We start from the raw sequence: 24,756 nt of genomic DNA, 5'->3' as shown, positions 1-24,756 counted from the left end.
TGTTAAAGGCTCCGACGCTGTCGCACCACTTCATACATCAATACGCCTGCCGCCACTGAGGCGTTAAGCGAGTTAAGACTGCCCTGCATGGGGAGCTTGACCAGAAAATCACATTTCTCCCGAATCAATCTGCCGATGCCTTTGCTCTCGTTCCCAATAATAATCGCCAGCGGCATGTCAAAATTGCGGGTGGCAAACACATCCTGCTGCGCGCCTACATCGGCACCGGCAATCCAGATGCCCGCTTCTTTCAATTTATCAATCGTTTGCGCCAGGTTCGTCACTCTTGCCACCGGTACATATTCCACTGCGCCTGCAGAGGTCTTGGATACGGTTGCCGTCAGTGAAGCCGCACGCCGCTTGGGAATAATGACACCATGCACGCCTGTGCATTCCGCCGTCCGCAGAATAGAGCCCAGGTTGTGCGGATCTTCAATCTCATCCAGCAGCAGAAGGAACGGCGTCTCGCCGCTTTCGCGCGCCCGCTCGATTAATTCATCGACTTCATAATAACGATGGGCAGCCGCCTGAGCAACGATCCCTTGATGCTGAATGCCTTCCACCATGCTGTCGAGCTTGCGCTTGTCCACAAATTGCACGATTATGCCAAGCTTCTTTGCTTCGATAACGATTGGCCCTGTCGCATGCTTCTGAGCCTGCTCCGCGATCCATATTTTGTTGATCTCCCGACCGGAACGAAGCGCCTCCATAACTGGATGCTTGCCCGCAATCCACTCTTGTCCGTCCTGCTCATGCTCAGTCATTCCTTGCCCTCCTCGGATATTGCTCGCTCATGTTCATCGGCCCTCGCACCGAATGCAATCGCCATTAATTCGTGCAGCCGTTCTATTTGCTTGCTGTAATATAAGTATCCTACCAAACATTCCAACGCTGTCGCTTGGCGGTAGTCTGCAGGATCCGCGTTCTTGGGCAGACTGCCGGACTTGGCATTCCGCCCTCTCCTGACGATATCCGCTTCCGCCTCCGTAAGCAGCGGCTTCCATCTCTCTAGCAGCGAACACTGCGCTTTAGCAGACACGAAGCCGGTTGCTTGACGGTGCAGATGCTGCAGCTTGTGGTTAGGCTGAGAGATCAAGTATTGACGAATGAGCAGCTCGAACACTGCATCGCCGATATAAGCCAGCACGATCGGGTTCAGCAAATGCGGCGGCTTCACCGGATCATGGCTCCACAGATCGCGATCCGCCGCAATTGACGATGCCGGGCGCTCCATCATTTGCGCCGCCAACGGATACCTTGCGGCGTATCCTCCAGCACGATGCCCTGGGCTGCAAGCAAGTCACGGATCTCATCCGCACGCGCCCAATTTTTTGACTGCCGGGCCTCCGTCCGTTGTACGATGAGATCATCAATATCGGCATCCAGCATCTCGCCATCCTCCTCATCAGGGAGCAAGCCAAATACTTTGTCAAACAAGGCAAAGGCTTCGATCAGCATTTCCAGCCCTTCAGCAGATACAACGGGCCGCTGCAAATATTGATTCGCCACAGCGACCAGCTCGAATATGCTCGTGATCGCATCCGGCGTGTTGAGATCATCGTCCATTCGCGAGCGGAAGCCGTCCTGGATAGCGCCAATGCTGGATCGCAGCTCCAATTCCGCCTCACTGGCGGCGCTCACCGCTACCGACAAACGATGCTTCAGATTGCCGATGCAATTCGTAATGCGTTCCACGCTGTTCTCCGCCTGTGCAATCGTCTCATCGCTGAAATTAAGCGGGCTGCGGTAGTGAGAGGATAGGATAAAGTACCGAATCGTAGTAGACTTCACCGTTTTGAGCAGCTCGTTGACTGTAATGCCGTTACCCAATGACTTGGATATCTTCTCATTATTGATGTTAATGAAGCCGTTATGCATCCAGTAGCGGGCAAGCGGCTTGCCTGTTACCGACTCCGATTGAGCCACCTCGCACTCATGATGCGGAAATTGCAAATCATGGCCTCCGCCATGAATATCGAGCGTGTCTCCCAGATATTTGCGCGCCATCGCCGAGCATTCGATATGCCAGCCGGGACGGCCGGGTCCCCAAGGGCTCTCCCAATGGATTTCTCCAGGCTTGGCAGCTTTCCACAGTACAAAATCCTGACCGTTCTCCTTGCGCTGGTCCACCTCGATGCGGATTCCGAGCTGCAGCTCATCCATGTTCTGATGCGACAGCTTGCCGTAATCGGCAAATTTGTTGATGCGGAAGTACACATCCCCGCCGCTTTCATAGGCATATCCCCTGTCGACCAATTGCTGCACGAACGCAACAATCTCCGGGATATTCTCCGTCACGCGAGGATTGATCGTGGCCTTATGGACGCCAAGTCCGGCGATATTCTCATTGAAAGCGCCAATAAACCGCTCCGCAACCTCCGGCACCGTTGTGCCAAGCTGCTCCGCCTTGCGTATCAATTTATCGTCAACATCGGTAAAGTTCACCACGTAATTAACCTCATATCCGGACACTTCCAGATAACGGCGCACCACGTCAAAGAAAATAACCGGCCTTGCATTGCCGATGTGGATATAATCATATACGGTCGGCCCGCATACATACATATTCACTTTACCCGGTTCCAGCGGCACAAACTCTTTCTTCTCACGAGACAATGTATCATAGATATGCAAGGTCATTTTCTAATTTCCCCTCCAGCGACAGGCTGTCTATGCCGTTCGCGTTCCAGTTCAGTTTTCAAAGCTTGAATCTCGCTTTGCATCGCCCTCAGCATCTCAATGACCGGATCGGGCAGCTTGGTATGATCAAGTCTGTCTCCGACACGCTCGCCATTGCGCTTCACAACACGGCCGGGATTGCCGACAACCGTGCTGTTAGACGGAATCTCCCTTAGCACGACCGAGTTCGAGCCAATATTCACATTATCCCCAACTTCAAAGGAGCCCAGCACCTTCGCTCCGGAACCAATTACGACGTTGTTTCCGATTGTTGGATGCCGCTTGCCTTTTTCTTTCCCTGTTCCGCCAAGCGTTACACCTTGATAGATCACCACATTGTCCCCGATCTCGCAGGTTTCACCGATAACGACACCCATGCCGTGGTCAATAAACAGGCGCTCCCCTATCGTAGCACCAGGATGGATCTCAATTCCTGTGAAAAACCGGCTTATCTGCGAAATGATCCGCGCTACCGTGAACCAGTGGCGCTTGTAGAGCCGATGCGCAAGGCGATGCGCCCAGATGGCATGAAGTCCCGAATACGTAAATATAATTTCGAACTTATTCCTGGCTGCGGGATCGTTGTCAATCACCGTTTCAATATCCGTTCTTAGTTGGCGAAACATGGTCAAGACTCCTCTCGAACATCGACGATTCAGGGCTACCTAACTGCGAACAATCGGTTGTCCTATCTGTAGTCGCATGATATGCCTGAATAAACAAAAGCCTCTGCAGCCTGGGGCTGCAGAGGCGTACTAACGCGGTTCCACTCTGCTTGGGAGCATCTTATGCACAGCATAACTCCCGTCTCATTGGTTCTTAACGCGAACCGGACGTCGCCGCCTACCCCGTGCCATACAAGTGCTTCCTCTGATCCCGGCAAGCCGTTGATCGAGAGGTCTCCCATGCACGCTCGGATCGGGTGCGCAGCTCCCAGGCGCAATGTTGCATTTCAAGGAATGAACGACTTCCACCCAATCCCACGAAGTCCAACACGCATAAGTCCTGCTCTGCGAATATTGGCTCCGCTTGATAGGTCGCCCTCTCTGACAATTCCTTCATGAAATGAACGTTCCTGTTCTAAGCCTTATACCGATAACCTAGCTAACATCTAATAGTTCAAGTATATCCGACAGTCGAATAACTGACAAGTGCCACGTTGCCTATTGGCGCTGGCATGGCTGTCCAAAATTGTTCAGCCCAGCCGCCCGCGCAGACGCTCCACAACCTTTGCTTTGCCAAGCAGAACGATCGTCATATTGAGATCAGGACCATGCGTCTGCCCCGTTACTGCGGCACGGATCGGCATGAACAGCGCTTTGCCCTTGCAGCCGGTTGCCTGCTGCACCGCTTTAATCGCCGCTTTAATTCCATCTGCCTCGAGGATATCCATTGCTGCCACCCCATCGGCAAAGGCTGCCAGTACAGCCGGCACACCCTCCTCCGCCAGCACGGCCAGCGCTTCTTCTTCATCCACAACCTCTGTGCGGAAGAACAGCTCCGTGAGCGGTACAATCTCTGCCCCGTAGCGCAGCTTGTCCTGATACAGCGCAATAAGATCATTCGCCCATTGGCGACCCGACTCATCCAGCGCTTCCGGAAGCCGCCCTGCAGACTGCAGATGAGGCAAGCACAGATCAACCACTCTCGGCAGCTCCGACTTCTTCAAATATTCATTGTTCATCCAGCTCAGCTTATTCGTATCGAATACAGCCGTACTTTTGCTGAGACGATCAGGGTTAAACACACCAATAAGCTCTTCCCGTGTGAAAATCTCCTGCTCGCCCTCCGGTGACCAGCCGAGCAGCGTAATGAAGTTGAACATCGCTTCAGGCAGATAGCCAAGCGTGTCGTACTGCTCGATGAACTGAATGATCGACTCGTCGCGCTTGCTGAGCTTCTTGCGCTGCTCATTGACGATCAGCGTCATATGCGCAAATTGCGGCGGCTCCCAGCCGAACGCTTCATAAATCATTAGTTGACGGGGGGTATTGGAGATATGATCCTCTCCGCGCAGCACATGGCTGATCGCCATCAGATGATCGTCAAGCGCAACCGCAAAGTTATAGGTCGGAATACCGTCCTTCTTCACGATAACGAAATCTCCGATGCCATCGGATTCGAAGCTGATCGTCCCTTTGACCATATCATGGAACGTATAGGTTTTGCCTTGCGGAACGCGGAACCGAATGCTGGGAATACGGCCTTCTGCCTCAAAAGCCTGGCGCTGCTCCTCCGTCAACCGGCTGTGCCTGCCGGAATAACGCGGCATCTCGCCCCTTGCGGTCTGTTCCTCCCGCTCCTGCTCCAGCTCTTCTTCCGTGCAATAGCATTTGTAAGCCAGATCGCGGTCAATAAGATCCTGCCAGTACTTATTGTAGATATCGATCCGCTCCGTCTGGCGGTAAGGCCCGTAGCCCCCGCCGATATCGACGCTCTCATCCCAGTCAATGCCAAGCCATTTCAAATACTTGAGCTGGCTCTCTTCACCGCCTGCAACGTTGCGTTTCACATCGGTATCTTCGATACGTATAATAAATTTGCCGCCGCGGCTGCGTGCGAATAAGTAATTGAATAAGGCCGTTCTTGCATTGCCGATATGCAGATGCCCCGTTGGCGATGGTGCATATCGAACACGAATTTCATTAGACATTATCGTTCAAGCTCCTTCCATCCATTCCAGATTCATCAGTGAATCATAGCACAACTTTTACAAGGCAGACAACCGATTGCGCGGCAATTCCTTCGCCCCGGCCTGTAAATCCCAGCTGCTCGGTTGTCGTTGCTTTCACATTGACTTGCGAGAGGTCCTCCGCTTCAAGCGCATCCGCAATAATCTTCACCATGTCAGGTATGTAAGGCGCCATCTTGGGACGCTGCGCAATAATCGTGGAATCCACATTGCCCAGCTTATAGCCCCGCTCCTTCACCATCGACCAGATGTGCAGCAGCAGCTTGAGACTGTCCGCGTCCTTGAATGCCGGATCTGTATCGGGATAATGCTTGCCGATATCGCCAAGTCCGAGCGCTCCCAGCACCGCATCGCTAATGGCATGCAGCAGCACATCCGCATCGGAATGTCCAAGCAATCCCTTCTCATAGGGAATCGTAACTCCGCCGATAATGCATGGACGGCCCTCAACCAATTGATGCACATCAAATCCTTGTCCTACCCGAATCATTGCTTTCTTCCCCTCTCGTCTGCTGTCTCTATTCCTGCTTGCGGCTGGCAAGCAGAAACTCCGCCCAAGGCAGATCCTCAGGCGTCGTAATCTTAATATTCGTGTAATCACCCTCAGCCACTGTTACAGATACGCCAAGCCGCTCAACAACACTCGCATCGTCGGTGCCGACGAACCCTTCAGCGGCAGCCCGCTCATGCCCTTCTTGCAGAAGGGAACGACGAAAAGCCTGCGGCGTTTGAATCGCCCACAAGCTTCGACGGTCAGGTGTCGCAACGATGATGCCGGACTCATTCACTTGCTTAATCGTATCCTTCACAGGCACAGCCAGCACAGCAGCCTCAGAGCGCTCCGCCGCTGCCATGCAGGCACGCACTGCTGCCGGCGTTACCAGAGGGCGCACCCCATCATGCACCATCACCCAGTCTCCATGCAGCAGCGATAGCCCGATCCTTACGGAATGCTGGCGTTCGCTGCCGCCTGCAGCAACAGCCTTCACTTTATGAAGATTGTACTGGAGCAGCAGCTCCTCGCAGCGAGTCACATCCTGTGCGCCAACGACCAGCACCATTTCCGCTATCTCTTCCATTGCCTCAAACAGCTGGAGCGTATGGATCAAGATCGGCTTGTCCTCCAGCAGCAAATACTGCTTGCTTTCTGCCGTCCCCATCCGCGTTCCGCGTCCTGCCGCAACGACGATGACATCCCATTTTGCCCGAGCCAACATACCTTCCTACCGCCTCGCTGTAAACTTTAACACGTTAAACGTGTACTCTCCGTACTATCATACCGTGTTACAGCGCTTTTTCCAACAGCTTAGGCTTGGCGAAAATCATTCGGCCTGCAGAGGTCTGCAGCACGCTCGTTACCAATACTTCCATCGTCGTGCCGATATAGTCACGCCCGCCCTCGACTACGATCATCGTGCCATCATCGAGATAGGCGACTCCCTGGCCGTGCTCCTTGCCATCCTTGATCACTTGGACGACAATTTCCTCGCCGGGCAGCACGACAGGCTTCACCGCATTAGCAAGATCATTGATGTTCAGCACAGAAACTCCTTGAAGCTCGCACACTTTGTTGAGGTTGAAGTCATTCGTGACAACCTTGCCGCCAAGCACCTTGGCCAGCTTGACCAGCTTGCTGTCGACCTCGCCATCCTCCATGTCCCCTTCGTAGATCAGCACCCTGACATCGAGCTCTTTTTGAATTTTGTTCAAAATATCAAGCCCGCGCCGTCCGCGATTTCGTTTGAGCAGATCAGAGGAATCGGCAATATGCTGCAGCTCTTCCAGCACAAACTCCGGGATGACCAGCGTCCCCTCAATGAACCCAGTTTTGCAAATATCCGCTATTCGCCCATCAATGATGACACTTGTGTCCAGAATCTTGTGCTCCTCGAAGGAGCTCTTCTCTGACGGAGCAGCCGACCTCGACTGCATGCCCATAAAGGCGGAGAAGCGCTCGGACAGTTCCTCCCGTTTGCCAATGCCAATACGCAATCCGAGATAACCTAAAAATAACGTCAGACATACCGGAACGAGGAGACCTGCGCCAGAAAAACCGGAGACAGCCGGGTAGAGCAGCGCCGATACAGCAAGTCCGCCAATGAGACCGCCACCTCCCGACATTAATTCGCCCGTCGGCATGGCCGAAGCGCGCTCTGCACCCTGCTGCATCCATTTCACAATGGGGCCTGCTATTACCGTCGCCGCTGCCAATCCACAAATTGCGCCGATACCGACGTTCATATAATAGCCCCCGGAACGCTGCATAACCCCATAGGTCGAATCCGCCCAGAGTGTCCCCATGTGCATCCAGCTATGAACCTGACCGCCAAGGGCACCTCCAAAAAATAAACCAAGCATTTGAATTATTCGTTTCATCACAATAAATCCACCTCCATTACAATTATGTTCCAATCTTTCGATCGTTAATCGTCAGGAAGGCGATATTATGCAAGATTTTATTGCCCGAAGGGGCAAATGTCTAAATTTTCGTAAAACTATTTTGAATTACGGGGCAATGACGATTATAATGGGATGTAGCAATGTCAATCCCGAAATGAGGTGGAGTCGATGAGTGCCCCAACGCTGGAGCAATTTCAGCAGCAAGTATCCGAACTGCTGTTGCGTCATCGGAGCTTGCTGGATGTTTTGTCCAAATACGGTCAGACCGGAGCCTCGGTGAATCGCGCCGTAGCCAAATCCGTCACCGAATGCGGCTGTATCGAGCTTAATGCCCGCAGACAAGAGTTCACTGACGACATCGATCTTGAGAAAGCGAAGACCAATCTTCATTATCACACCTCCGGCAATCTGTGCGAGCACTGCAGGGATGCCATCAAGAACGAACTCGGACGCAATTTATTCTATATGTCCGCTATGTGCAATTTGCTCGACATTCAGCTTGATGATGTTGTCGCTCAGGAATCCGGCAAATGCTCCACTCTTGGTTTGTTCAATTTGACCTAGATAAAGCCGACCTCTAAGAACATAACAAAACCGCCAAGCAGCATCCGATTGGGGATGGGCCAGGCGGTTTTATTATTATGCGCTATGTTCGGATTGCATGTTCTCTTCTTGCTTGCGGTGCTTCCGTTTCCGTTTCCGGCCGGGCAACCGGCGATCAACGTTTTTTTTTAGGCCGTATAGCGCATAGAGCACTAGCGGGATAAAAATGATTTTGGATAGATGGTTCGGGAACAGAATTCCCAGCACTACCGCAACAACAACGATGATCGGAACAACCCAGATGGCGTTCTTAGGTATGCCGAGCTTCTTGAAATTCGGATACTTGATCGTGCTGACCATCAGGAAGGACAGAATTAATGTGCTCGCCATCAAGACAGAGACCGCAATATCCTTATGGAACAGCGCCAGTGTAGCCAGGACGCCTCCAGCCGCAGGAATCGGCAAACCGATAAAATAGCCGGGCATTCCAGAAACGACGTTAAAACGCGCGAGCCTGAGCGCTCCACAGATCGGGAACAGCGCTGTAATAATCCATGCAGGCGCCGCATTCAGCTCTTGGAAGGCAACACTGTACATAATAAAAGCCGGCGCTACTCCGAACGATATGACATCTGACAGTGAATCCAGCTCTTTGCCGAACTCACTCTGCGCATTAAGCGCACGTGCAACGCGACCGTCGACACCGTCCATCAGCATCGCGATAATAACCATCATCGCAGCGATTTCCGGCTTTGCATTCTCAGGAAACACGAGTAAAATGGCGACAATACCTAGAAATAAATTCGCCACCGTAAAAAGACTCGGTATCGATTTCGTAATCATTATGCTCCACCTCATCTTTACTATGCCCCAAAACCGCTTCTTGCAGCTAAGTCGGCAAGCTGTGAGAAAAACTTCTTATTTAAAGTCTTTCGGGGATGAGCGAACTGTCAAATTGAACCAGCAGCGGCTGTCCGCATTCTCACATTGTATGGGATTTAAATTTGTCTGTCAATGAACATCTGTTCTTGAATCCGCTTCATGCCTTCTTTGATTGCTCTTGCCCTGACCTCGCCTATCCCGTCCACAGCATCAAGCTCCTCGATTGTAGCCATTAGAATATGAGGCAAATGCTGGAATTGGTCGACCAGGTTATTCATAATTACAGCCGGCAAACGTGGTATTCGGCTTAGCAGCCTGTAACCGCGCGGAGCAACCATCTCTTCGGCAGCCGCCCCTGATCCGGAATAGCCCAGCAGCTTCAGAATACTGTTCACTTCCAATAATTCATCCGAGCTCAGCCTGCGTATAGCCGAGCGAATTTCGCGTATTTTCTCTTCCTGCGGATCCTTCGCGTAATCCTTGAGCAGAAACCACGCCTCTTCCTCAACACCGCCAACAAGCTCCTCCATCTGCATGCTGATTAGCCGTCCCTCAGTGCCAAGCTCATTCACGTAACGCTTGATTTCCATCTTGACCCTTATAACCATTTCTACCCGTTTAATGACATGCGCAACCTCATGGAGGGTGACAAGCTCCTCAAACTCCAATGCGGACAGGTTCGTGAAGGATTGATTCAATACGACCTTGTATTTCTCCAGCGTGCCAATCGCCTGATTGGCCTTCGTCAATATGACGCCCATATCTTTCAGGGAATAGCGCAGTTGGCCTTGATACAAAGTGATGACATTGCGTCTTTGCGATATAGAGACGACCAGCTTGCCGGTCTGCTTGGCGACCCGCTCCGCCGTCCGGTGGCGAATCCCGGTCTCGATTGAAGAGATCGAGCTGTCGGGAATGAGCTGTGTATTGGCATACAGCACTCGTTTGCGATCCTCGCTCAATATAATAGCTCCGTCCATCTTGGCAAGCTCGTACAAGTAGTTCGGGGAGAAATCGCAATTGATGGAGAAGCCGCCATCGACAACCTCCATAACCTCCGGACTGTAGCCGACAACAATGAGCGCCCCTGTCTTCGCTCGCAGAACATTATCAAGTCCTTCCCTGAAGGCTGTTCCGGGCGCGACCATTTGCAGCAATTGGTTCATAATCTCTACTTGATTCAGCTCTTTCATCTTATGCCCCCTTATTCGAACGCTGCTGAGAGCGCTTCCGACACCGTCTCGACACCGATGATCTGTATGCCGGAGGGCGGGTTCCAGCCTTTCAAGCTCTTCTTCGGCATGATGACACGTTTAAAGCCCAGCTTCTGCGCTTCCCGTACACGCTGCTCCGCCCTTGACACAGCACGTACTTCACCCGTTAGGCCAATCTCGCCGAATATAACATCGAAGGGACGGGTCGGCGCATCCCGAAAGCTTGAAGCTATGCTTACCGCTGCTGCCAGATCGACAGCAGGTTCGTCCAGCTTGATCCCGCCTGCTACATTCAGATACGCATCCTGCGTTTGCAGGAACATGCCCATCCGCTTCTCCAGCACCGCAATAATGAGCACCAGCCGATTATGGTCGATGCCTGTTGACATCCGTCTCGGCGAGGGGAAGTTCGTTGTCGCTACCAGCGCCTGCAGTTCAACAAGCACCGGCCGCGTCCCTTCCATACTCGCTACGACGGTCGAGCCGGATACGCCAAGCGGCCTCTCTGACAGGAACAGCTCCGAAGGATTGCTGACCTCCCGCAGACCCCCTTCGCCCATTTCAAAAATGCCGATTTCATTCGTCGAGCCAAACCGGTTCTTCACCGCCCGCAGCAGCCGATAGGAATGATGCCGCTCTCCCTCGAAATAAAGCACACAGTCCACCATATGCTCCAGCATCCTTGGACCTGCAATCGCGCCTTCTTTGGTTACATGACCGACCAGCACCGTTGCGATACCCTTAATCTTCGCTACGCGCATGAAGTGAGCTGTGCATTCACGTACCTGCGAGACGCTGCCCGGCGCGGATTGCACGTTCGGATCATAAACCGTCTGTATGGAATCGATAACGAGAAAATCCGGCTTCACGGATTCAATCGCATCATTAATGAGCTCCATATTGGTCTCGCACAACACATACAGCTTATCTGTCAACGCACCCAGGCGGTCTGCACGCAAGCGCGTCTGCCTGACCGATTCCTCACCAGATATATATAGAACCGTCAGTTGCTGTGATGCAAGAGCATGCGAAGTTTGCAGCAGCAGCGTCGATTTCCCGATACCGGGGTCACCGCCGACCAATATGAGCGAGCCTGGCACTACGCCGCCGCCGAGTACACGATTCAGCTCCCCCAGCGTTGTCTCAATGCGCGGCTCATGACCATTATCTATTTGTATGATGGGAACCGGCTTTTCTTTCATTCCAATAATGGAAGTGCTGATCCCTTGCGTCTTAACAACCGTTTCCTTCTCTTCCACCATCGTGTTCCAGGCACCGCAGCCCGGGCATTTGCCCAGCCATTTCGGCGCTTCTGTGCCACATTCAGTGCAAGCGAACTTTATTTTAACTTTTGCCATGTACGGCTCCTTATGCAAATTGCGCTACATTAAAAGTTTACCATTTATTACGTAGGGAAGAAACCCATTTTCACAAGCATTCCCAATCCGGATCGCAATCCATTCCAATCAAGCAAAAAAGCCCCCTTCCCTCGTCAAGAGAGAAGCGGAGCTTGGCTCATGAATGCAAGGAGCCCCTTGCTTGCTGTGAATGCATCACTAGCTCAGCTAATGAACGCATTCGCATGCGTGAAGCAAGGGACTCCTGTCGTCTTCGTATATTATGATTTAGCCGCCGGCTCTTCCGAAGCGGCTGATTCAGGCTCAGAGTTCTCACGGATTACCGTCAGAGCGCCATCCTTCTCATCGATAACCAGCTTATCGCCCTTCGAAATATTGCCGATCAGCAGATCCTCGGACAGACGGTCCTCAATATGCTTCTGGATCGCCCGGCGAAGCGGACGCGCGCCATACTGAGGATCAAAGCCTTCCTTCGCCAGGAATGTCTTCGCAGCATCGGTTAGTGTGAAATCAACCTCCTGCTCACGCAGACGCTTGCGCAGCTCTTCGCCCATCAGGGACACGATTTGTGCAATATGCTCCTGCTCCAGCGAATGGAACACGATGGTCTCATCAATCCGGTTCAGGAACTCCGGACGGAAGCTCTTCTTGAGCTCAGCCATAACTTTATCCTTCATAATGCTGAAGTCGCGTCCCGCATCCTGAACAGCGGTGAAGCCGAGCGAGGAGTTGCGCTTGATCTGATCAGCACCTACGTTGGATGTCATAATGATCAGCGTATTGCGGAAGTCAACCACTCTGCCCTTGGAATCCGTCAGACGGCCATCCTCAAGCACTTGCAGCAGAATGTTGAATACTTCCGGATGCGCCTTCTCAATTTCATCGAGCAGAACAACGGAATACGGCTTGCGGCGAACCTTCTCGGTCAATTGGCCGCCTTCCTCATAGCCGACATATCCCGGAGGCGCTCCAACCAGACGAGAGGTAGAATGCTTCTCCATATACTCGGACATATCGATGCGGATGACCGCATTCTCTTCACCGAACATCGCTTCCGCCAAAGCACGGGCAAGCTCTGTCTTACCAACGCCTGTAGGTCCGAGGAAAATGAAGGAGCCCATCGGACGCTTAGGATCCTTGAGTCCCGCTCTTGCCCGGCGAATAGCCCTCGATACCGCTTTAACCGCTTCGTCCTGGCCAATGACACGGTCGTGAAGAATCTCTTCCATCTTGAGAAGTCGCTGCGTTTCTTCCTCTGCAAGCTTGCTGACCGGAATTCCCGTCCAGCTGGCGACAACCTGCGCGATATCTTCCGTTGTTACCTCAGAATCGGTACGGCCCTGCTTTTCCTTCCACTGGTTCTTCGTTACATCCAGCTCTTCCCGAATTTTTTGTTCCGTATCGCGAAGCGCTGCCGCTTTCTCGAATTCCTGGCTCTGCACCGCGGAATCCTTCTCCTTGCGGATATCATCCAAACGGTTCTCAAGCTGCTTCAAGTTAGGCGGTACAGTGTATGATTTCAAGCGTACCTTGGAGCTCGCCTCGTCGATCAGGTCAATCGCTTTGTCCGGCAAGAAACGGTCCGTAATATAGCGGTCGGACAATTTAACCGCCTGGATAATGGCCTCATCGGTAATTTTCACGCGATGATGCGCTTCATAACGGTCACGCAAGCCATGGAGAATTTGAATCGCCTCTTCAGGAGAAGGCTGATCCACTGTAATCGGCTGGAAACGACGCTCAAGAGCCGCATCCTTCTCGATGTACTTTCTGTATTCATCCAGCGTTGTAGCACCGATGCACTGCAGCTCGCCGCGGGCAAGAGCAGGCTTCAGAATATTGGAGGCATCGATCGCCCCTTCTGCGCCGCCAGCGCCGATCAGCGTATGCAGCTCGTCGATGAAGAGAATAATGTTACCTGCTTGCCGGATCTCATCCATAATTTTCTTCAGGCGATCCTCGAACTCACCGCGATACTTGGTGCCAGCTACAACTGAACCCATATCGAGCGTCATTACCCTTTTATCACGAAGCGTCTCAGGAATTTCACCGGCAATGATCTTCTGTGCAAGACCTTCTGCGATAGCTGTTTTACCTACGCCAGGTTCACCGATAAGAACCGGATTGTTCTTCGTACGGCGGCTCAGCACTTGAATAACACGCTCGATCTCCTTGCTGCGGCCGATAACGGGATCCAGATTTCCATCCTTCGCATAGGCAGTCAGATCACGTGCAAGACCATCCAGCGTAGGCGTGCTTACATTGGAAGGCGCACCATGGCTGCTGGATACAGCTTCGCTGCTGCCAAGCAGCTGCAGCACTTGCTGACGAGCTTTGTTCAGGCTAATGCCCAGATTATTAAGCACTCTTGCCGCTACGCCTTCCCCTTCACGGATAAGGCCAAGCAGAATGTGCTCTGTGCCTACATAGGTGTGACCGAGCTTGCGCGCTTCGTCCATCGACAGCTCAATGACCTTCTTGGCGCGAGGCGTATAAGCAATATTCGTCGGCTGCTCCTGGCCCCGGCCTATTAGCGTTTCCACTTCGTCCTGAATTTTCTCCAGGCTCAGACCAAGACCGATCAGCGCCTTTGCTGCAATGCCTTCCCCTTCCCGGTTCAAACCAAGCAGAATATGTTCTGTACCAATATTATTATGACCGAGACGAACTGCTTCTTCCTGTGCTAATGCGAGCACCTTCTGTGCACGTTCCGTAAATCTACCAAACATCATGTAGATACACCCCCATGATCGGATTTGCTTATTAATTGCTGTCGTATAAGTTCTGCTCGCCGGATATCCCGTTGTTCAGGGCTCATCTTCTCATGAAACACCTGCTGCAGAAAACCCGGCTGCGTTAAAACCATCATTTCATTCATTACTTGCGGCGGAACATCGCTTATAAGTCCGAGATCGATTCCGAGCCGAACATCAGAGAGACGCTGCGCGGCCTCCTTGGAATCCATGATCATGGCATGAGAGAGAATACCATAGGAGCGGTATACCCGATCCTCGATCCGCACACGCGAATCCTCCAGCATCTTCTCACGGGCAGCGCGTTCATGCTCGATAATTTGCTTCGCCACACTGTACAGATTGTCGATGATCTCAGTCTCGGACTGGCCCAGCGTAATCTGATTGGAGATTTGAAACAAATTGCCCAGCGCCTCGCTGCCTTCGCCATAGATGCCCCGTACTGCAAGCCCTACCTGTGTAATGGCCGACAGAATGCGGTTAATCTGCTGCGACAAGACAAGTGCAGGCAGATGCATCATTACCGATGCGCGGATGCCGGTGCCGACATTCGTCGGGCAGCTGGTCAAATAGCCGCGTTTCTCATCATAAGCGTAATCGGCCACTTCTTCAAAAATATCGTCAATACGGCTCGCCTGCTCCCACGCTTCATTAATTTGAAAGCCCGGGTACAGACATTGAATCCGCAAATGATCCTCTTCATTAACCATAATACTGACGGCTTCATTCTCACTTAGAATGAGCGCCCCGTGTCTAGATTCATTCGCAAGATTCGGACTGATCAGATGCTTCTCTACAAGCACCCTCCGTTCCAGCTCATTCAGCTCCGACAGCTCAATAGTATCGAATTGTCCGAGTCCGTTAAGCCTGCCATTGCCAGCGACGGATGTCAGACGCTCCATAACCTCGCGAGCTTGCTCATTCGTTGCCAGCATAGGGAACGGATGCGCGCGTATGTTCCGGGCGATCCGAATTCGGCTGCTAATGACAATGTCAGCGTCCGGGCCGGTCCCCTTCATCCAATCGCTTAGCGCGTGCTGCGCAAAAGAACGTTTTGTCAAACCGATTCACCCTTCCTAACCGCATCAACTGTCTGCGACCTTGCGCTCCAGCTCCCGAATTTGGTCGCGGATTTGCGCCGCATTCTCGAATTCCTCGTGTATAATCTGCTCATGAAGATTTTGCCTTAACTGCTCGATCTCTCGCTTAATTTTAATTTGGCCGCCGGCACGTTTCGGAATTTTACCGCTGTGAACCGTACTGCCGTGAACCCGTTTAAGTATAGGATCGAGCTTATCGCCAAACTGCGAGTAACACTTGCTGCATCCCAACCGTCCCATCTTGCTGAATTGCGCATAGGTCAGGCCACAAGTTTCACAGCGCAATGGCTGCGGCTTGGCCCCGAATCCATGTATCCCGCCTGCCGATTCAATATCGAGCAAGCCGGACAGAAGGCTATGGATCGAAAAACCGTTCGAGGTGCCCGGTATTCCTTCTCCCCTCTCCCTTGCGCATGTTTCGCAAATATGGAACTCCGTCTTCTCTCCATTCACAATTTTCGTAAAATGAAGCGTTGCCGGTTTCTTGCCGCATTCTTGACAAGTCATTCCGGATAAGTCCCCCCTTTTGCAAGGCCAAAAGGCGCACAAGTCTACTTGATGAGCAGCGTTATCAGCATAGCTTTCAGAAGTCTTGCCCGAATCTCGTCGCGCAGAGGCAGTTTCACAGCTATCGCCTCACGGGAAATCGCTGCCCGCAGCAGATTCGCTTCTCTCTTGGAGATAAACTCAGCTTCCTCCAATTGATAGATCAACCCTTCTGCCGCGCTCTGATCCACTTGATCACCGATGGTCTGAGCAATGTGCCCTTGAATCGCAGTCAGCGTAGGCAATTCAATCCGTTGAATACGAATGTAACCGCCGCCCCCGCGCTTGCTCTCGACCACATAGCCCTTCTCAAGCGTAAACCGCGTGCTGATCACGTAATTGATCTGCGATGGGACACAAGAGAATTGATCCGCCAGATCATTCCGCTGTAATTCTACCGCGCCATCGGAGCTCTCCTGTAGCATATGCTTCAAGTGCTGCTCAATGAGATCGGAAATGTTGCGCATTTCACTAACCTCCTTAAGTTGCAGAACAGAACCGGTTCATTGAACCAATAAAATCAAAATCGTCAAAGTTTTGCGACAATTGACTTTGACTTTCTTTGACTTTAATTTTATTATACGCAATTTCATCAAAAGGTCAAGAGGCTTCCTGCCATAGCTTCCCTTAATATGATGGGCGGTTACCTGCGAAATATACCTGCAAATATCATTACCCCAATATATTATTATTTAACGCGTCCTCCTCCATACCCTTGGCAGCGCGCAAGAACCTGCAAGAAGCCCCGCCCAATACGAAAAATGGCGGCAGCCATGAAAACATCAACATCCTGTTTTCGGGCTGCCGCCAACATTTATGGCAGGTCGGTCACTGCTCCTGCGGGGATCTGCTAATCGTACCTCAAAGCATCTACAGGCTTGAGACGCGATGCTTTGCTCGCAGGGAAAATGCCGAATATAATGCCGATGCTGAATGAAAAAGCAAAGGAGAGCAGAATGATATCCCATGACATTAGAATCGGCGTGCCAGTAGCACTCTCAACAATCGGACCGATCGCGTAGCTGATTCCCACTCCGAAAGCGCCGCTCCAGCCGCTGATGACCAGCGCTTCAAGCAGAAACTGCAGCATAATGTCCCTGCGCTTCGCCCCTACTGACTTGCGGATGCCGATCTCCCGTGTCCGCTCCGTAACAGACACCAGCATAATATTCATGACACCGATCCCGCCGACGAGCAGCGAGATGCACGCAATTCCCGACAGCGTGACGGCAAGCGTGGAAGATACAGACGCCACTGTGTCCACCAGATCCGCCTGATTAAATACCCGATAGCTGCTGCTGCTGCCGTTTGTAGTTGTTTCCCGGAATTTCTTCGCCAGATCATTCTCCACATAGGCTTGGACGAGATCCAGCTGCTCCTCGCTCTCTGCCTGAATATAGACCGAGCGAACACCCTTGGATTGCAGCAGACGCTGCGCCGCAGAGATCGGAATAAGTATCTTCTCGTCGTTGGAGCCTCCCAGCGAGGAGCCTTTCTCGGCAAGCAGCCCCACCACTTTATAACGAATGCCATTCAACGATACTGATTGACCGACAGGGTCGTCTGTACCAAATAGATCCGTTGCCGTTGTCGATCCAAGCACAGCTACCTTCTGCAAATATTCAACGTCAATGGAGGAAATAAACCTCCCGCTTTGCATCGCATATTCGCGCACGGTCTCATACGAGGCCGTTACGCCTTCGACGGCAACATTCTGATTCGTTGTCGCATATTTTGCCGATACATTGCCGCTGACTACGGGTGAGACGCCAATTACACCGTCAATCGTGCCGAATGCCTCTGCCTCGTCTACGGAAAGTGTCGTTACAGCGCCCCGTCCGGTTATCGTAACAGAGAGCAGGTTCGTGCCCAAGCTGCTCATCTGTTCCTTTACCTGTGCAGACGATCCCCGTCCCATCGCAACAAGCGTAATGACCGACGAGACGCCAATCACTATGCCCAGCATCGTCAGGAGGGTTCTCATTTTGTTAGAGAGAATGCTCTTCCAGGCCATCCGGACGCCTTGACTGAAGTGCATGTCTTCCCCTCCTTTCCTCTGTCAAAACACCGTCAGTGATCCGCACGACACTCTCGGCCCGTTCAGCTACCTCTGGATCATGCGTAATGAGAACAATCGTGTGCCCCGCTTTATGCAGCTCGTCGAAAATATGAAGTACTTCCCGGCCGGTTTTCGTATCCAGCGCACCTGTCGGCTCATCAGCCAACAGAATAGTGGGATTGCCGGCGAGCGCCCTTGCAATGGCAACACGCTGCTGCTGCCCGCCTGATAACTCTTTGGGCTTATGATGCATACGGTCTTGAAGCCCCATTCGCGTAAGAGCAGTTACCGCCCTCTCCCGCCGCTGTCTGGAGCTTAACCCTCGATATACAAGAGGCAGCTCTACATTCTCCAGCGCAGTAAGCTGTGTGAGCAGGTGAAAACTCTGAAAGATAAAACCTATTTTATGATTGCGAATCTCTGCCAATCGATTATCACTGAGTCTGCTCGTATCCTGACCATCAATCGTATAACTGCCGGAAGACGGGGTATCCAGGCAGCCGATAATATTCATTAATGTCGATTTGCCGGAGCCAGAAGGTCCTACTATAGCCAGAAATTCACCACTGTACACATGCAGCGAGATTCCTCTCAGTGTAGTAACCATTTCTCCTCCCATGCGGTAGGATTTTACGATATCCTTCAGCTCAATGCCTATATGCTGTTCCTCATTCATCAGCTTCCACCACCCGGCGCAGCTCCACGGGTGCCGCCTGCGGCACCACTGCGGTTCCCGCCAGTAGCTCCGCCGCCGCCAAAACCACTCGGACCTTGTCCTCCGGCGAATCCGCCTGTCCCGAATCCACCTCCAGGGAATCCCTGCATCTGGTTGGCGGATGACGATGCCGCAATGGTCGGTAGAATTACGCGCTCTCCCTCAGCAAGCCCGCTTAGCACTTCTATATAAGTGTCGTTCGCAATGCCAACGGTAACTTGACGCATTGTGCCCTGTCCCGATCCGTTCTGCACGTTAGACTGCGGGAAACCTTGACCGCCTTGTCGGTTCGGGGCGCTATCTGCCCCTCTCGTCGGATTGGCAGCCGCACCCTGCTGGCCTGCTGTTCCTTGCTGGCCTACGACACCTTGCTGGCCTGTCGTGTCTTGCTGACTTGCCTCACCCTGTCGGCCTGCCACACCCTGCTGTTCTGTCGTGTCTTGCTGACTTGCCGCACCTTGTCGGCCTGCCACACCCTGCTGTTCTATCGCGCCTTGCTGACTTGCCTCACCCTGCTGTTCTGTCGCGCCTTGCTGACTTGCCGCACCCTGCTGACTTGCCTCACCCTGCTCGCGTGCCGGCCTGCCGGCTCCGCTCTGGCCAGAGGCCTGCTCATTAGCCGATGGCATCGATGACGCCCCGGTGCTGTCCGCATTGGTGCTGCTAGCATTCGCGGCAGAAGCAACCAGCACGAATTTATTGCCTCCACGCTCCCGAATGGCCTCAATCGGAACCATAAGGACATTTTGCTTATTTTCAATGCTAATATCAGCGCTTGTTGTCATTCCTACTTTGACACCTGTTTGTGCTTTGAATCCAATCGTGACATCGAACAGAGATACCCCGTTTGATGCGCTTCCTTCATCCGCAATTTTTGTGACAGTTCCCTTGATCGAAGCATCAGGCAGGGCATCCAGCGTAATCGCAGCCTCCTGCCCGATCTTCACCTTCGTTACATCCAGCTCATCAATCTGGATAACGGACTGTAGATTCTCATAATCCACGATTGAGGCAACAACAGCATTCTCTTGAACCTTTTGCCCTTCCTCCACACTGATTGTTGTCACCTTGCCCGCAATCGAAGCGACGATTTCATGCTTGTCATTCTTCTGCTCCCTAAGATCGGCGAGCGTAGTTTCATCTGATTGTATATCCAGCTTTAACGAATCGATCTGAATCTTCACATCTGCACGAGCAAGATCATCCTGGGCTTCAATATACTTCTTCTTAAGCTGCTGATACTGCAGTTCGCTCTTTTGGAGCGAAATCTGCTTCTGGGCAATTTGATCATCCACATCCGGTGCAATATAGGAAACCAGCACCTGCCCCTTTTTGACACTGTCTCCTTCTTTGACATGCAAGGTACCGATTTCTCCGGATTCATCCGCCTTGATTTCTTTGCTGTTTGCTGTTGCAACCGCACCTGATCCCGTTACCGATACTTTCAGCTCACCCTTGGTCACAGCTGCTGTCTGCACAGGAACCGACATAACCGCCTCTGTCTGAAAATAGTGCTGATATCCGTAGTACCCTCCGGCCCCGATGAGCACAATGCCTATACCTATGTAGATCCATTTCTTCATTGCTGAACTCCTTTCCATACCTTTCCGTCATATCGAAACATTCTGCCTGCTAGATGGTGTCTGATGCAATAATGCCTTCGTCCAGAAATCCACGACCTTGCCGCGGACATCCGTCTTTATGGCAGAACCGCCTGTATTCGCTGAAGATCGCAGGACGAGCTTGGACCGGTGTAGAACCATACGGACTGCTGAAAGCGTGCAGCCCAGTTCCTCAGCAATTTCCCGATAGGTGTAACGGAATACGGCGAATAAAAACAGCATGCACATTTCCCTCTTCGTCAAATGCTCCGCAGTCCATTCAACCAATGACCTCACCGCCACATATTCGGGACATGCGTCCGCCAAGCAGGCTCCAGGATCGCTTCGTTCTTCCAGAGAAACGCAATTGCTCTGCATGCGGCTGCGGCGGTACTGATCAATTCGAAGATTGCGGGCAACTCGATAGAGAAGCGGGCGGGCTTGACGGATATCCCCCGAATTCCGATAGTATTGGAAGACACGCATCATCACTTCCTGATATAAATCCTCCGCATCCCAGTGATTTCTCGCAAGCCTCAGGCAATAGACACGAAGCTCAGCTGTATAGGGAGCAATCTTAGCTTCAAATCCGGTCAGCTTCCTCATCCCTAACCTGCTCCTAAAGCTCAGCTTTTCGTTTATTTCTGCGTGAGCTCTGAGCCGCCAATATCTTCGTAGACATCACAATTCCTGTTACTGTCAGAATGATCATGCCTACAGCAACGATGCTTAGTATCCAGCTGACATCCGTACCCCTGATTCGTCCTTGATGAAGATTTTTGATGAAGCCGCTAGCACCTTGTCCATCCTCTCTGCCTGGGCCGAAATTGCCATTGCCGGGAAAAGCATCCCCACCTGGCCGCCCCATTCTACCGTTCATATTGCCTTCTGGAACTTCCCCCATCTGACCCATGCCAACGTTTCCATCAGAATTACCTGCTGCACCGTCATTCATCTGCTGCAGCTGCATTTGGCGGGGAAACCCGCCCTGCTCGGGCATTTCGCTGCCTCCGATAAGCCACGGTTCCAGTATTAACAATCCTGTAGCCGCTTGTATCAGAATAAAGACCGAGCAGATTAAACCGATCCATAAATGCAATTGACGTGATTTCTTAACCATTTTCGTTCCTCCATATCGTGGGTAGATAAAAGCTGCCGCAATGAACGGTCCTCATCATTATGCGTCCCCATACTGAATAAGAGTTGAAGCCCTGCTGAATGTTAGCTGAAAACCTTACGACTCCCAGCCTGACGCTCCATCATATCCAGTGAATGCCTGGCCCACATTTCAGTATCGGCTCAGGCCCCATTCAGGGAATATTCAGGTTGTTGGCTTATACTTACTTCAGGGAAAGAAGCATGGGAGGCTTGAATATGACAAACGATAGAAATATTCGGATATTGCTTGTCGATGATGAACCGCATATATTGCAGTTTTTGGAGATGGGGCTTGTCGAGGAGGGCTACACGATCAAGACTGCACCGGATGGCATGACCGCCGTAAACATGGCCGTGAAATTCCAACCGCATGTCGTTGTGCTGGATATTATGATGCCGGGTATGGATGGGTTCGAGACATGCCGCCTGCTCAAGAAGAGGGGCACGGATATGGCCGTGATTATGCTGACTGCCAAAGATGAGATTGAAGATCGGGTAAAGGGGCTTAAACTGGGCGCTGACGATTATTTAATCAAACCTTTCAGCTTTGAAGAACTGCTCGCACGAATTGAGGCCAGGCTTCGTAATCAGTTCCCGTCTCTTTTTGGCGAAGTAGCACTGGGACCTTTCCGTATGGACGACCGGCGCAGAGAAATCCTCTACAGGGATCGGGTGCTGGAGCTCTCTCCAACGGAGTACGACCTTCTCAAATATTTGATTATTAATCATGGGATCGTGCTAAGTAAGTCCAAAATACTCGATGTTGTATGGGGTTATGATTTTGGCGGTGAGGAAAATATCGTTGAGGTGTATGTCCGGTCATTGAGGGAAAAGTTGAATGATAAGGATCATCGGCTGATCCGAACGCTTCGCGGTGCCGGTTATAGGATTGATCTGCCATGAAGCGCCTACACAGACCGGCAACCGACTGGTTGAACCGCCATTCACTCCGATTTCAGCTATTAGCCCGATCTCTTCTCATATTGGCGGCACTGCTTATTCTAATTGGCACCCTTCAATACGTATTTATGAAGAACTTCCTGTACCGCAATGAAGCGGAAACATTGTCCGCTGAAGCTAGAGGGCCACTGCGAGAAGCAATGTTTATGGATAGATCCGGCTTCGGATTCGAACGCAGCAATAACGGCAGCGGCAATTCGGCCAGTGATGCCAACAAGCCGCGCGGTCCCGTTCTGTTTCTGGAGGACACCTCCTTTGCGCTAATAGAACAGGACGGCCGTTTTACGGATATTTCCGGTACTAATAACGGTTCATTATCGCCAAGACTGTCTGATGCGGAATATATGAGCGTTCTGACCAAAAAGGCGTTATATAAATCATCCAAGGAATACCGCGTTGTATCTGATGCCGAAGGAACAGAACAGCTTATTGTATTCCGGCAAGCCGGAGGCCCTGGGAACATAACCGGGATCATTCAGATCGGCAAGCCAACCGCTCCGATTAAAGCAGTCGTGCTTCAGCAATTGCTCATATTCGCCGCACTCTCGGTTGGGGCGCTTGCTGGCGGATTGGCCTTATATTTGCCGGTGCTTCGCCGAACACTAAATCCCCTCCAGCAGATGGTCAAAACAGTAGAAAGAACCGATGCAGGCAATTTGGATGAGCGATTCCCTGTAGGTCAGGGACAAGAAGAAATAGACCTGCTTGCAGAATCGTTCAACGGCATGCTGGGCAGATTGGCCATGTCCTTTGAGACAGAGCGGGAGGCCAAGGAGCAGATGAGACGGTTCATTGCCGATGCTTCCCATGAGCTGCGTACGCCGCTCACTTCGATACATGGTTTCCTTGAGGTGCTGCTTCGTGGTGCTGCCGACAAACGCGAGCAGCTTTATGCAGCATTGAACAGCATGCACGGCGAATCGACCCGCATCAAGAAACTGGTCGAGGATTTGCTAATACTGGCCAAGCTGGATCGTGCTCCAGCGCTTGTGCTTCATATAACTCATCTGGATGAAATCATCTCCGAGATGGAGCCTCATCTTAGAATGCTTGCTGGCAATCGAGCTCTCCGGGTCGATCTGGCAACAGGGCTGCACGGCATGTATGATTCCGATAAAATCAAACAAGTCATATTAAACTTGTTTCACAATGCAGTCCAGCACACGGACCCCGAGCAAGGAATCATATCAGTCAAACTAAGCACTGATGGCGGCAGCTCGGGTTTCATAGCCATTACAGACAACGGACCGGGCATCACGGAAGCGCATATGCCCCACCTGTTCGAACGGTTCTACAGAAGTGACTCCTCTCGTACACGCAAGCACGGCGGCGCCGGTCTGGGACTCGCAATCTCCAAATCAATCGCGGAAGCCCATGGGGGACGAATTGAAGTTGCAAGCAAAGTTAAATCTGGCAGCACCTTCACACTGCAGCTTCCGCTTATGCTGAAAGAATCATAAAGTACGGGGCTGTCTAATAAGTCCTTTGGGAAATCTCAACTACCACTTTAAGAAACTGTACGATGTGGAAAGCCTGCGATCAAGGGACTGTTGACTCCTCCTCGCCAGAGGATGATCCCTCATTCAAACACTGAGACATACGAGAAGCTGAATATGAGATGCGAGATGCGAGCTAAGCTAGGCGAAACATGCAAAACGGCAGCTTTTTTCTCATTTCTGACCCCATGAAGGTGAAATGCCTGCCAGCGTGCAGGTATTTCACCTTCGTTTCCCCTTATCGGCCGATTTCCTCTCACATTCATGCATGATCGCAGGAATTTAACCATTTAGGAGTCGCGTAACCGAAATTCATGTACATTCGCAGGAATCTTACTCTGTCGCTCTGCCAAACCACACTTGGAGAAGGTAAAAGCTACGCTGGAGGAAGAATGATAAATAATCTATTTTGGGGACAGCCCCGTTTGCTTAATGACAGCAACTATGGAAACAACAAAAAACCGACCGTGGTTCACGGTCGGATCTTCGTGCTTGGCGACGTCCTACTCTCCCAGGACCCTGCGGTCCAAGTACCATCGGCGCTGGAGGGCTTAACGGTCGTGTTCGAGATGGGAACGCGTGGGTCCCCTCCGCCATCGC

The 24,756-nt window shown here is 52.0% G+C and carries 23 protein-coding genes and 1 rRNA gene; 3 read left to right on the top strand and 21 right to left on the bottom strand.

Translation table 11 applies throughout. The features are described from left to right. Positions 1-2: 2 nt before the first annotated feature. The 8 genes from rlmB to K0T92_RS22300 form a co-directional block, all read right to left on the bottom strand. Positions 3-764 (bottom strand): 23S rRNA (guanosine(2251)-2'-O)-methyltransferase RlmB, encoded by a 762-nt coding sequence (gene rlmB, locus K0T92_RS22335; RefSeq protein WP_219874717.1) that lies wholly within the window; start codon positions 762-764, stop codon positions 3-5. Continuing rightward, on the bottom strand, positions 761-1,234 hold the full coding sequence (locus tag K0T92_RS22330; RefSeq protein ID WP_219874772.1) for a Mini-ribonuclease 3: 474 nt from the start codon (positions 1,232-1,234) through the stop codon (positions 761-763). The genes rlmB and K0T92_RS22330 overlap by 4 nt, the downstream gene beginning before the upstream one ends. Continuing rightward, positions 1,234-2,640, bottom strand: a complete 1,407-nt coding sequence (gene cysS, locus K0T92_RS22325) for a cysteine--tRNA ligase (RefSeq protein WP_219874716.1) — start codon at positions 2,638-2,640, stop codon at positions 1,234-1,236. Before cysS ends, K0T92_RS22330 begins: the two co-directional genes overlap by 1 nt. Next, the gene (cysE, locus tag K0T92_RS22320) at positions 2,637-3,305 is read right to left on the bottom strand and encodes a serine O-acetyltransferase (protein ID WP_219874715.1); all 669 of its coding nucleotides are present in this window, start codon (positions 3,303-3,305) and stop codon (positions 2,637-2,639) included. Before cysE ends, cysS begins: the two co-directional genes overlap by 4 nt. Positions 3,306-3,874: 569 nt before the next feature. Continuing rightward, positions 3,875-5,332, bottom strand: coding sequence for a glutamate--tRNA ligase (gltX, locus tag K0T92_RS22315; RefSeq protein WP_219874714.1), 1,458 nt, complete (start codon positions 5,330-5,332; stop codon positions 3,875-3,877). Between the two features lie 43 nt (positions 5,333-5,375). Continuing rightward, positions 5,376-5,861 (bottom strand): 2-C-methyl-D-erythritol 2,4-cyclodiphosphate synthase, encoded by a 486-nt coding sequence (gene ispF, locus K0T92_RS22310; RefSeq protein WP_219874713.1) that lies wholly within the window; start codon positions 5,859-5,861, stop codon positions 5,376-5,378. Between the two features lie 28 nt (positions 5,862-5,889). Then, positions 5,890-6,588 (bottom strand): 2-C-methyl-D-erythritol 4-phosphate cytidylyltransferase, encoded by a 699-nt coding sequence (gene ispD / locus K0T92_RS22305; RefSeq protein ID WP_219874712.1) that lies wholly within the window; start codon positions 6,586-6,588, stop codon positions 5,890-5,892. 67 nt (positions 6,589-6,655) lie between these two features. Next, positions 6,656-7,747: a PIN/TRAM domain-containing protein gene (locus K0T92_RS22300; protein WP_219874711.1), complete on the bottom strand. Its 1,092-nt coding sequence runs from the start codon at positions 7,745-7,747 to the stop codon at positions 6,656-6,658. A 192-nt stretch (positions 7,748-7,939) separates the two neighbouring features. Here K0T92_RS22300 and K0T92_RS22295 point away from each other — a divergent pair, with 192 nt between their 5' ends. Next, complete coding sequence (locus K0T92_RS22295) at positions 7,940-8,335, top strand: nucleoside triphosphate pyrophosphohydrolase family protein (RefSeq protein WP_219874710.1); 396 nt, start codon at positions 7,940-7,942, stop codon at positions 8,333-8,335. A 75-nt stretch (positions 8,336-8,410) separates the two neighbouring features. Here the strand turns inward: K0T92_RS22295 and pssA are convergent, their stop codons facing one another. The 12 genes from pssA to K0T92_RS22235 all read right to left on the bottom strand — a co-directional run bounded on the left by pssA (position 8,411) and on the right by K0T92_RS22235 (position 21,662). Next, positions 8,411-9,157 (bottom strand): CDP-diacylglycerol--serine O-phosphatidyltransferase, encoded by a 747-nt coding sequence (pssA, locus tag K0T92_RS22290; protein WP_219874709.1) that lies wholly within the window; start codon positions 9,155-9,157, stop codon positions 8,411-8,413. 155 nt (positions 9,158-9,312) lie between these two features. Further along, positions 9,313-10,389: a DNA integrity scanning diadenylate cyclase DisA gene (disA, locus tag K0T92_RS22285; protein WP_219874708.1), complete on the bottom strand. Its 1,077-nt coding sequence runs from the start codon at positions 10,387-10,389 to the stop codon at positions 9,313-9,315. Positions 10,390-10,400: 11 nt separating this feature from the next. Beyond that, positions 10,401-11,768, bottom strand: coding sequence for a DNA repair protein RadA (gene radA, locus K0T92_RS22280; protein WP_219874707.1), 1,368 nt, complete (start codon positions 11,766-11,768; stop codon positions 10,401-10,403). Between the two features lie 260 nt (positions 11,769-12,028). Continuing rightward, on the bottom strand, positions 12,029-14,500 hold the full coding sequence (gene clpC, locus K0T92_RS22275) for an ATP-dependent protease ATP-binding subunit ClpC (protein ID WP_219874706.1): 2,472 nt from the start codon (positions 14,498-14,500) through the stop codon (positions 12,029-12,031). Next, positions 14,497-15,582, bottom strand: coding sequence for a protein-arginine kinase McsB (mcsB, locus tag K0T92_RS22270; RefSeq protein ID WP_219874705.1), 1,086 nt, complete (start codon positions 15,580-15,582; stop codon positions 14,497-14,499). The genes clpC and mcsB overlap by 4 nt, the downstream gene beginning before the upstream one ends. A gap of 24 nt (positions 15,583-15,606) precedes the next feature. Further along, complete coding sequence (gene mcsA / locus K0T92_RS22265; protein WP_219874704.1) at positions 15,607-16,128, bottom strand: protein-arginine kinase activator protein McsA; 522 nt, start codon at positions 16,126-16,128, stop codon at positions 15,607-15,609. A gap of 44 nt (positions 16,129-16,172) precedes the next feature. Further along, on the bottom strand, positions 16,173-16,634 hold the full coding sequence (locus K0T92_RS22260; protein WP_219874703.1) for a CtsR family transcriptional regulator: 462 nt from the start codon (positions 16,632-16,634) through the stop codon (positions 16,173-16,175). 383 nt (positions 16,635-17,017) lie between these two features. Next, positions 17,018-18,205 carry an ABC transporter permease gene (locus tag K0T92_RS22255; protein ID WP_219874702.1) on the bottom strand — a complete coding sequence of 396 codons (1,188 nt, stop codon included), beginning with the start codon at positions 18,203-18,205 and terminating at the stop codon, positions 17,018-17,020. Continuing rightward, positions 18,156-18,902 carry an ABC transporter ATP-binding protein gene (locus K0T92_RS22250; protein ID WP_219874701.1) on the bottom strand — a complete coding sequence of 249 codons (747 nt, stop codon included), beginning with the start codon at positions 18,900-18,902 and terminating at the stop codon, positions 18,156-18,158. The genes K0T92_RS22255 and K0T92_RS22250 overlap by 50 nt, the downstream gene beginning before the upstream one ends. After that, the gene (locus tag K0T92_RS22245; RefSeq protein WP_219874700.1) at positions 18,902-20,524 is read right to left on the bottom strand and encodes an efflux RND transporter periplasmic adaptor subunit; all 1,623 of its coding nucleotides are present in this window, start codon (positions 20,522-20,524) and stop codon (positions 18,902-18,904) included. Before K0T92_RS22245 ends, K0T92_RS22250 begins: the two co-directional genes overlap by 1 nt. A gap of 27 nt (positions 20,525-20,551) precedes the next feature. Continuing rightward, positions 20,552-21,148: an RNA polymerase sigma factor gene (locus K0T92_RS22240; protein ID WP_219874699.1), complete on the bottom strand. Its 597-nt coding sequence runs from the start codon at positions 21,146-21,148 to the stop codon at positions 20,552-20,554. A gap of 13 nt (positions 21,149-21,161) precedes the next feature. Further along, positions 21,162-21,662 (bottom strand): PepSY-associated TM helix domain-containing protein, encoded by a 501-nt coding sequence (locus tag K0T92_RS22235; RefSeq protein WP_219874698.1) that lies wholly within the window; start codon positions 21,660-21,662, stop codon positions 21,162-21,164. A 254-nt stretch (positions 21,663-21,916) separates the two neighbouring features. Here K0T92_RS22235 and K0T92_RS22230 point away from each other — a divergent pair, with 254 nt between their 5' ends. Together K0T92_RS22230 and K0T92_RS22225 are read left to right on the top strand one after the other, a co-directional pair. After that, positions 21,917-22,603, top strand: coding sequence for a response regulator transcription factor (locus K0T92_RS22230; protein WP_219874697.1), 687 nt, complete (start codon positions 21,917-21,919; stop codon positions 22,601-22,603). After that, positions 22,600-24,120, top strand: coding sequence for a sensor histidine kinase (locus tag K0T92_RS22225; RefSeq protein ID WP_219874696.1), 1,521 nt, complete (start codon positions 22,600-22,602; stop codon positions 24,118-24,120). The genes K0T92_RS22230 and K0T92_RS22225 overlap by 4 nt, the downstream gene beginning before the upstream one ends. Before the next feature lie 526 nt (positions 24,121-24,646). Here the strand turns inward: K0T92_RS22225 and rrf are convergent. Further along, a 5S ribosomal RNA gene (gene rrf, locus K0T92_RS22220) occupies positions 24,647-24,756 on the bottom strand; the annotation flags it as partial.

Source organism: Paenibacillus oenotherae, from assembly GCF_019443105.1.
Classification (GTDB): domain Bacteria; phylum Bacillota; class Bacilli; order Paenibacillales; family Paenibacillaceae; genus Paenibacillus_Z; species Paenibacillus_Z oenotherae.
The sequence above is the reverse complement of the archived record's forward strand: the minus strand, read 5'-3'. Positions and strand labels throughout refer to the sequence as shown.

Bases quoted from the DNA above. Each gene is read 5' to 3' on its own strand.
- gltX (WP_219874714.1), bottom strand. From the start codon at position 5,332: ATGTCTAATGAAATTCGTGTTCGATATGCACCATCGCCAACGGGGCAT.
- rlmB (WP_219874717.1), bottom strand. From the start codon at position 764: ATGACTGAGCATGAGCAGGACGGACAAGAGTGGATTGCGGGCAAGCAT.
- K0T92_RS22300 (WP_219874711.1), bottom strand. From the start codon at position 7,747: ATGAAACGAATAATTCAAATGCTTGGTTTATTTTTTGGAGGTGCCCTT.
- K0T92_RS22250 (WP_219874701.1), bottom strand. From the start codon at position 18,902: ATGAATGAGGAACAGCATATAGGCATTGAGCTGAAGGATATCGTAAAA.
- K0T92_RS22225 (WP_219874696.1), top strand. From the start codon at position 22,600: ATGAAGCGCCTACACAGACCGGCAACCGACTGGTTGAACCGCCATTCA.
- K0T92_RS22295 (WP_219874710.1), top strand. From the start codon at position 7,940: ATGAGTGCCCCAACGCTGGAGCAATTTCAGCAGCAAGTATCCGAACTG.
- K0T92_RS22255 (WP_219874702.1), bottom strand. From the start codon at position 18,205: ATGCACTTCAGTCAAGGCGTCCGGATGGCCTGGAAGAGCATTCTCTCT.
- K0T92_RS22245 (WP_219874700.1), bottom strand. From the start codon at position 20,524: ATGAAGAAATGGATCTACATAGGTATAGGCATTGTGCTCATCGGGGCC.
- mcsA (WP_219874704.1), bottom strand. From the start codon at position 16,128: ATGACTTGTCAAGAATGCGGCAAGAAACCGGCAACGCTTCATTTTACG.
- pssA (WP_219874709.1), bottom strand. From the start codon at position 9,157: ATGATTACGAAATCGATACCGAGTCTTTTTACGGTGGCGAATTTATTT.
- cysE (WP_219874715.1), bottom strand. From the start codon at position 3,305: ATGTTTCGCCAACTAAGAACGGATATTGAAACGGTGATTGACAACGAT.
- K0T92_RS22260 (WP_219874703.1), bottom strand. From the start codon at position 16,634: ATGCGCAACATTTCCGATCTCATTGAGCAGCACTTGAAGCATATGCTA.
- ispF (WP_219874713.1), bottom strand. From the start codon at position 5,861: ATGATTCGGGTAGGACAAGGATTTGATGTGCATCAATTGGTTGAGGGC.
- ispD (WP_219874712.1), bottom strand. From the start codon at position 6,588: ATGTTGGCTCGGGCAAAATGGGATGTCATCGTCGTTGCGGCAGGACGC.
- cysS (WP_219874716.1), bottom strand. From the start codon at position 2,640: ATGACCTTGCATATCTATGATACATTGTCTCGTGAGAAGAAAGAGTTT.
- K0T92_RS22330 (WP_219874772.1), bottom strand. From the start codon at position 1,234: ATGGAGCGCCCGGCATCGTCAATTGCGGCGGATCGCGATCTGTGGAGC.
- K0T92_RS22240 (WP_219874699.1), bottom strand. From the start codon at position 21,148: ATGAGGAAGCTGACCGGATTTGAAGCTAAGATTGCTCCCTATACAGCT.
- K0T92_RS22230 (WP_219874697.1), top strand. From the start codon at position 21,917: ATGACAAACGATAGAAATATTCGGATATTGCTTGTCGATGATGAACCG.
- K0T92_RS22235 (WP_219874698.1), bottom strand. From the start codon at position 21,662: ATGGTTAAGAAATCACGTCAATTGCATTTATGGATCGGTTTAATCTGC.
- radA (WP_219874707.1), bottom strand. From the start codon at position 11,768: ATGGCAAAAGTTAAAATAAAGTTCGCTTGCACTGAATGTGGCACAGAA.
- clpC (WP_219874706.1), bottom strand. From the start codon at position 14,500: ATGATGTTTGGTAGATTTACGGAACGTGCACAGAAGGTGCTCGCATTA.
- disA (WP_219874708.1), bottom strand. From the start codon at position 10,389: ATGAAAGAGCTGAATCAAGTAGAGATTATGAACCAATTGCTGCAAATG.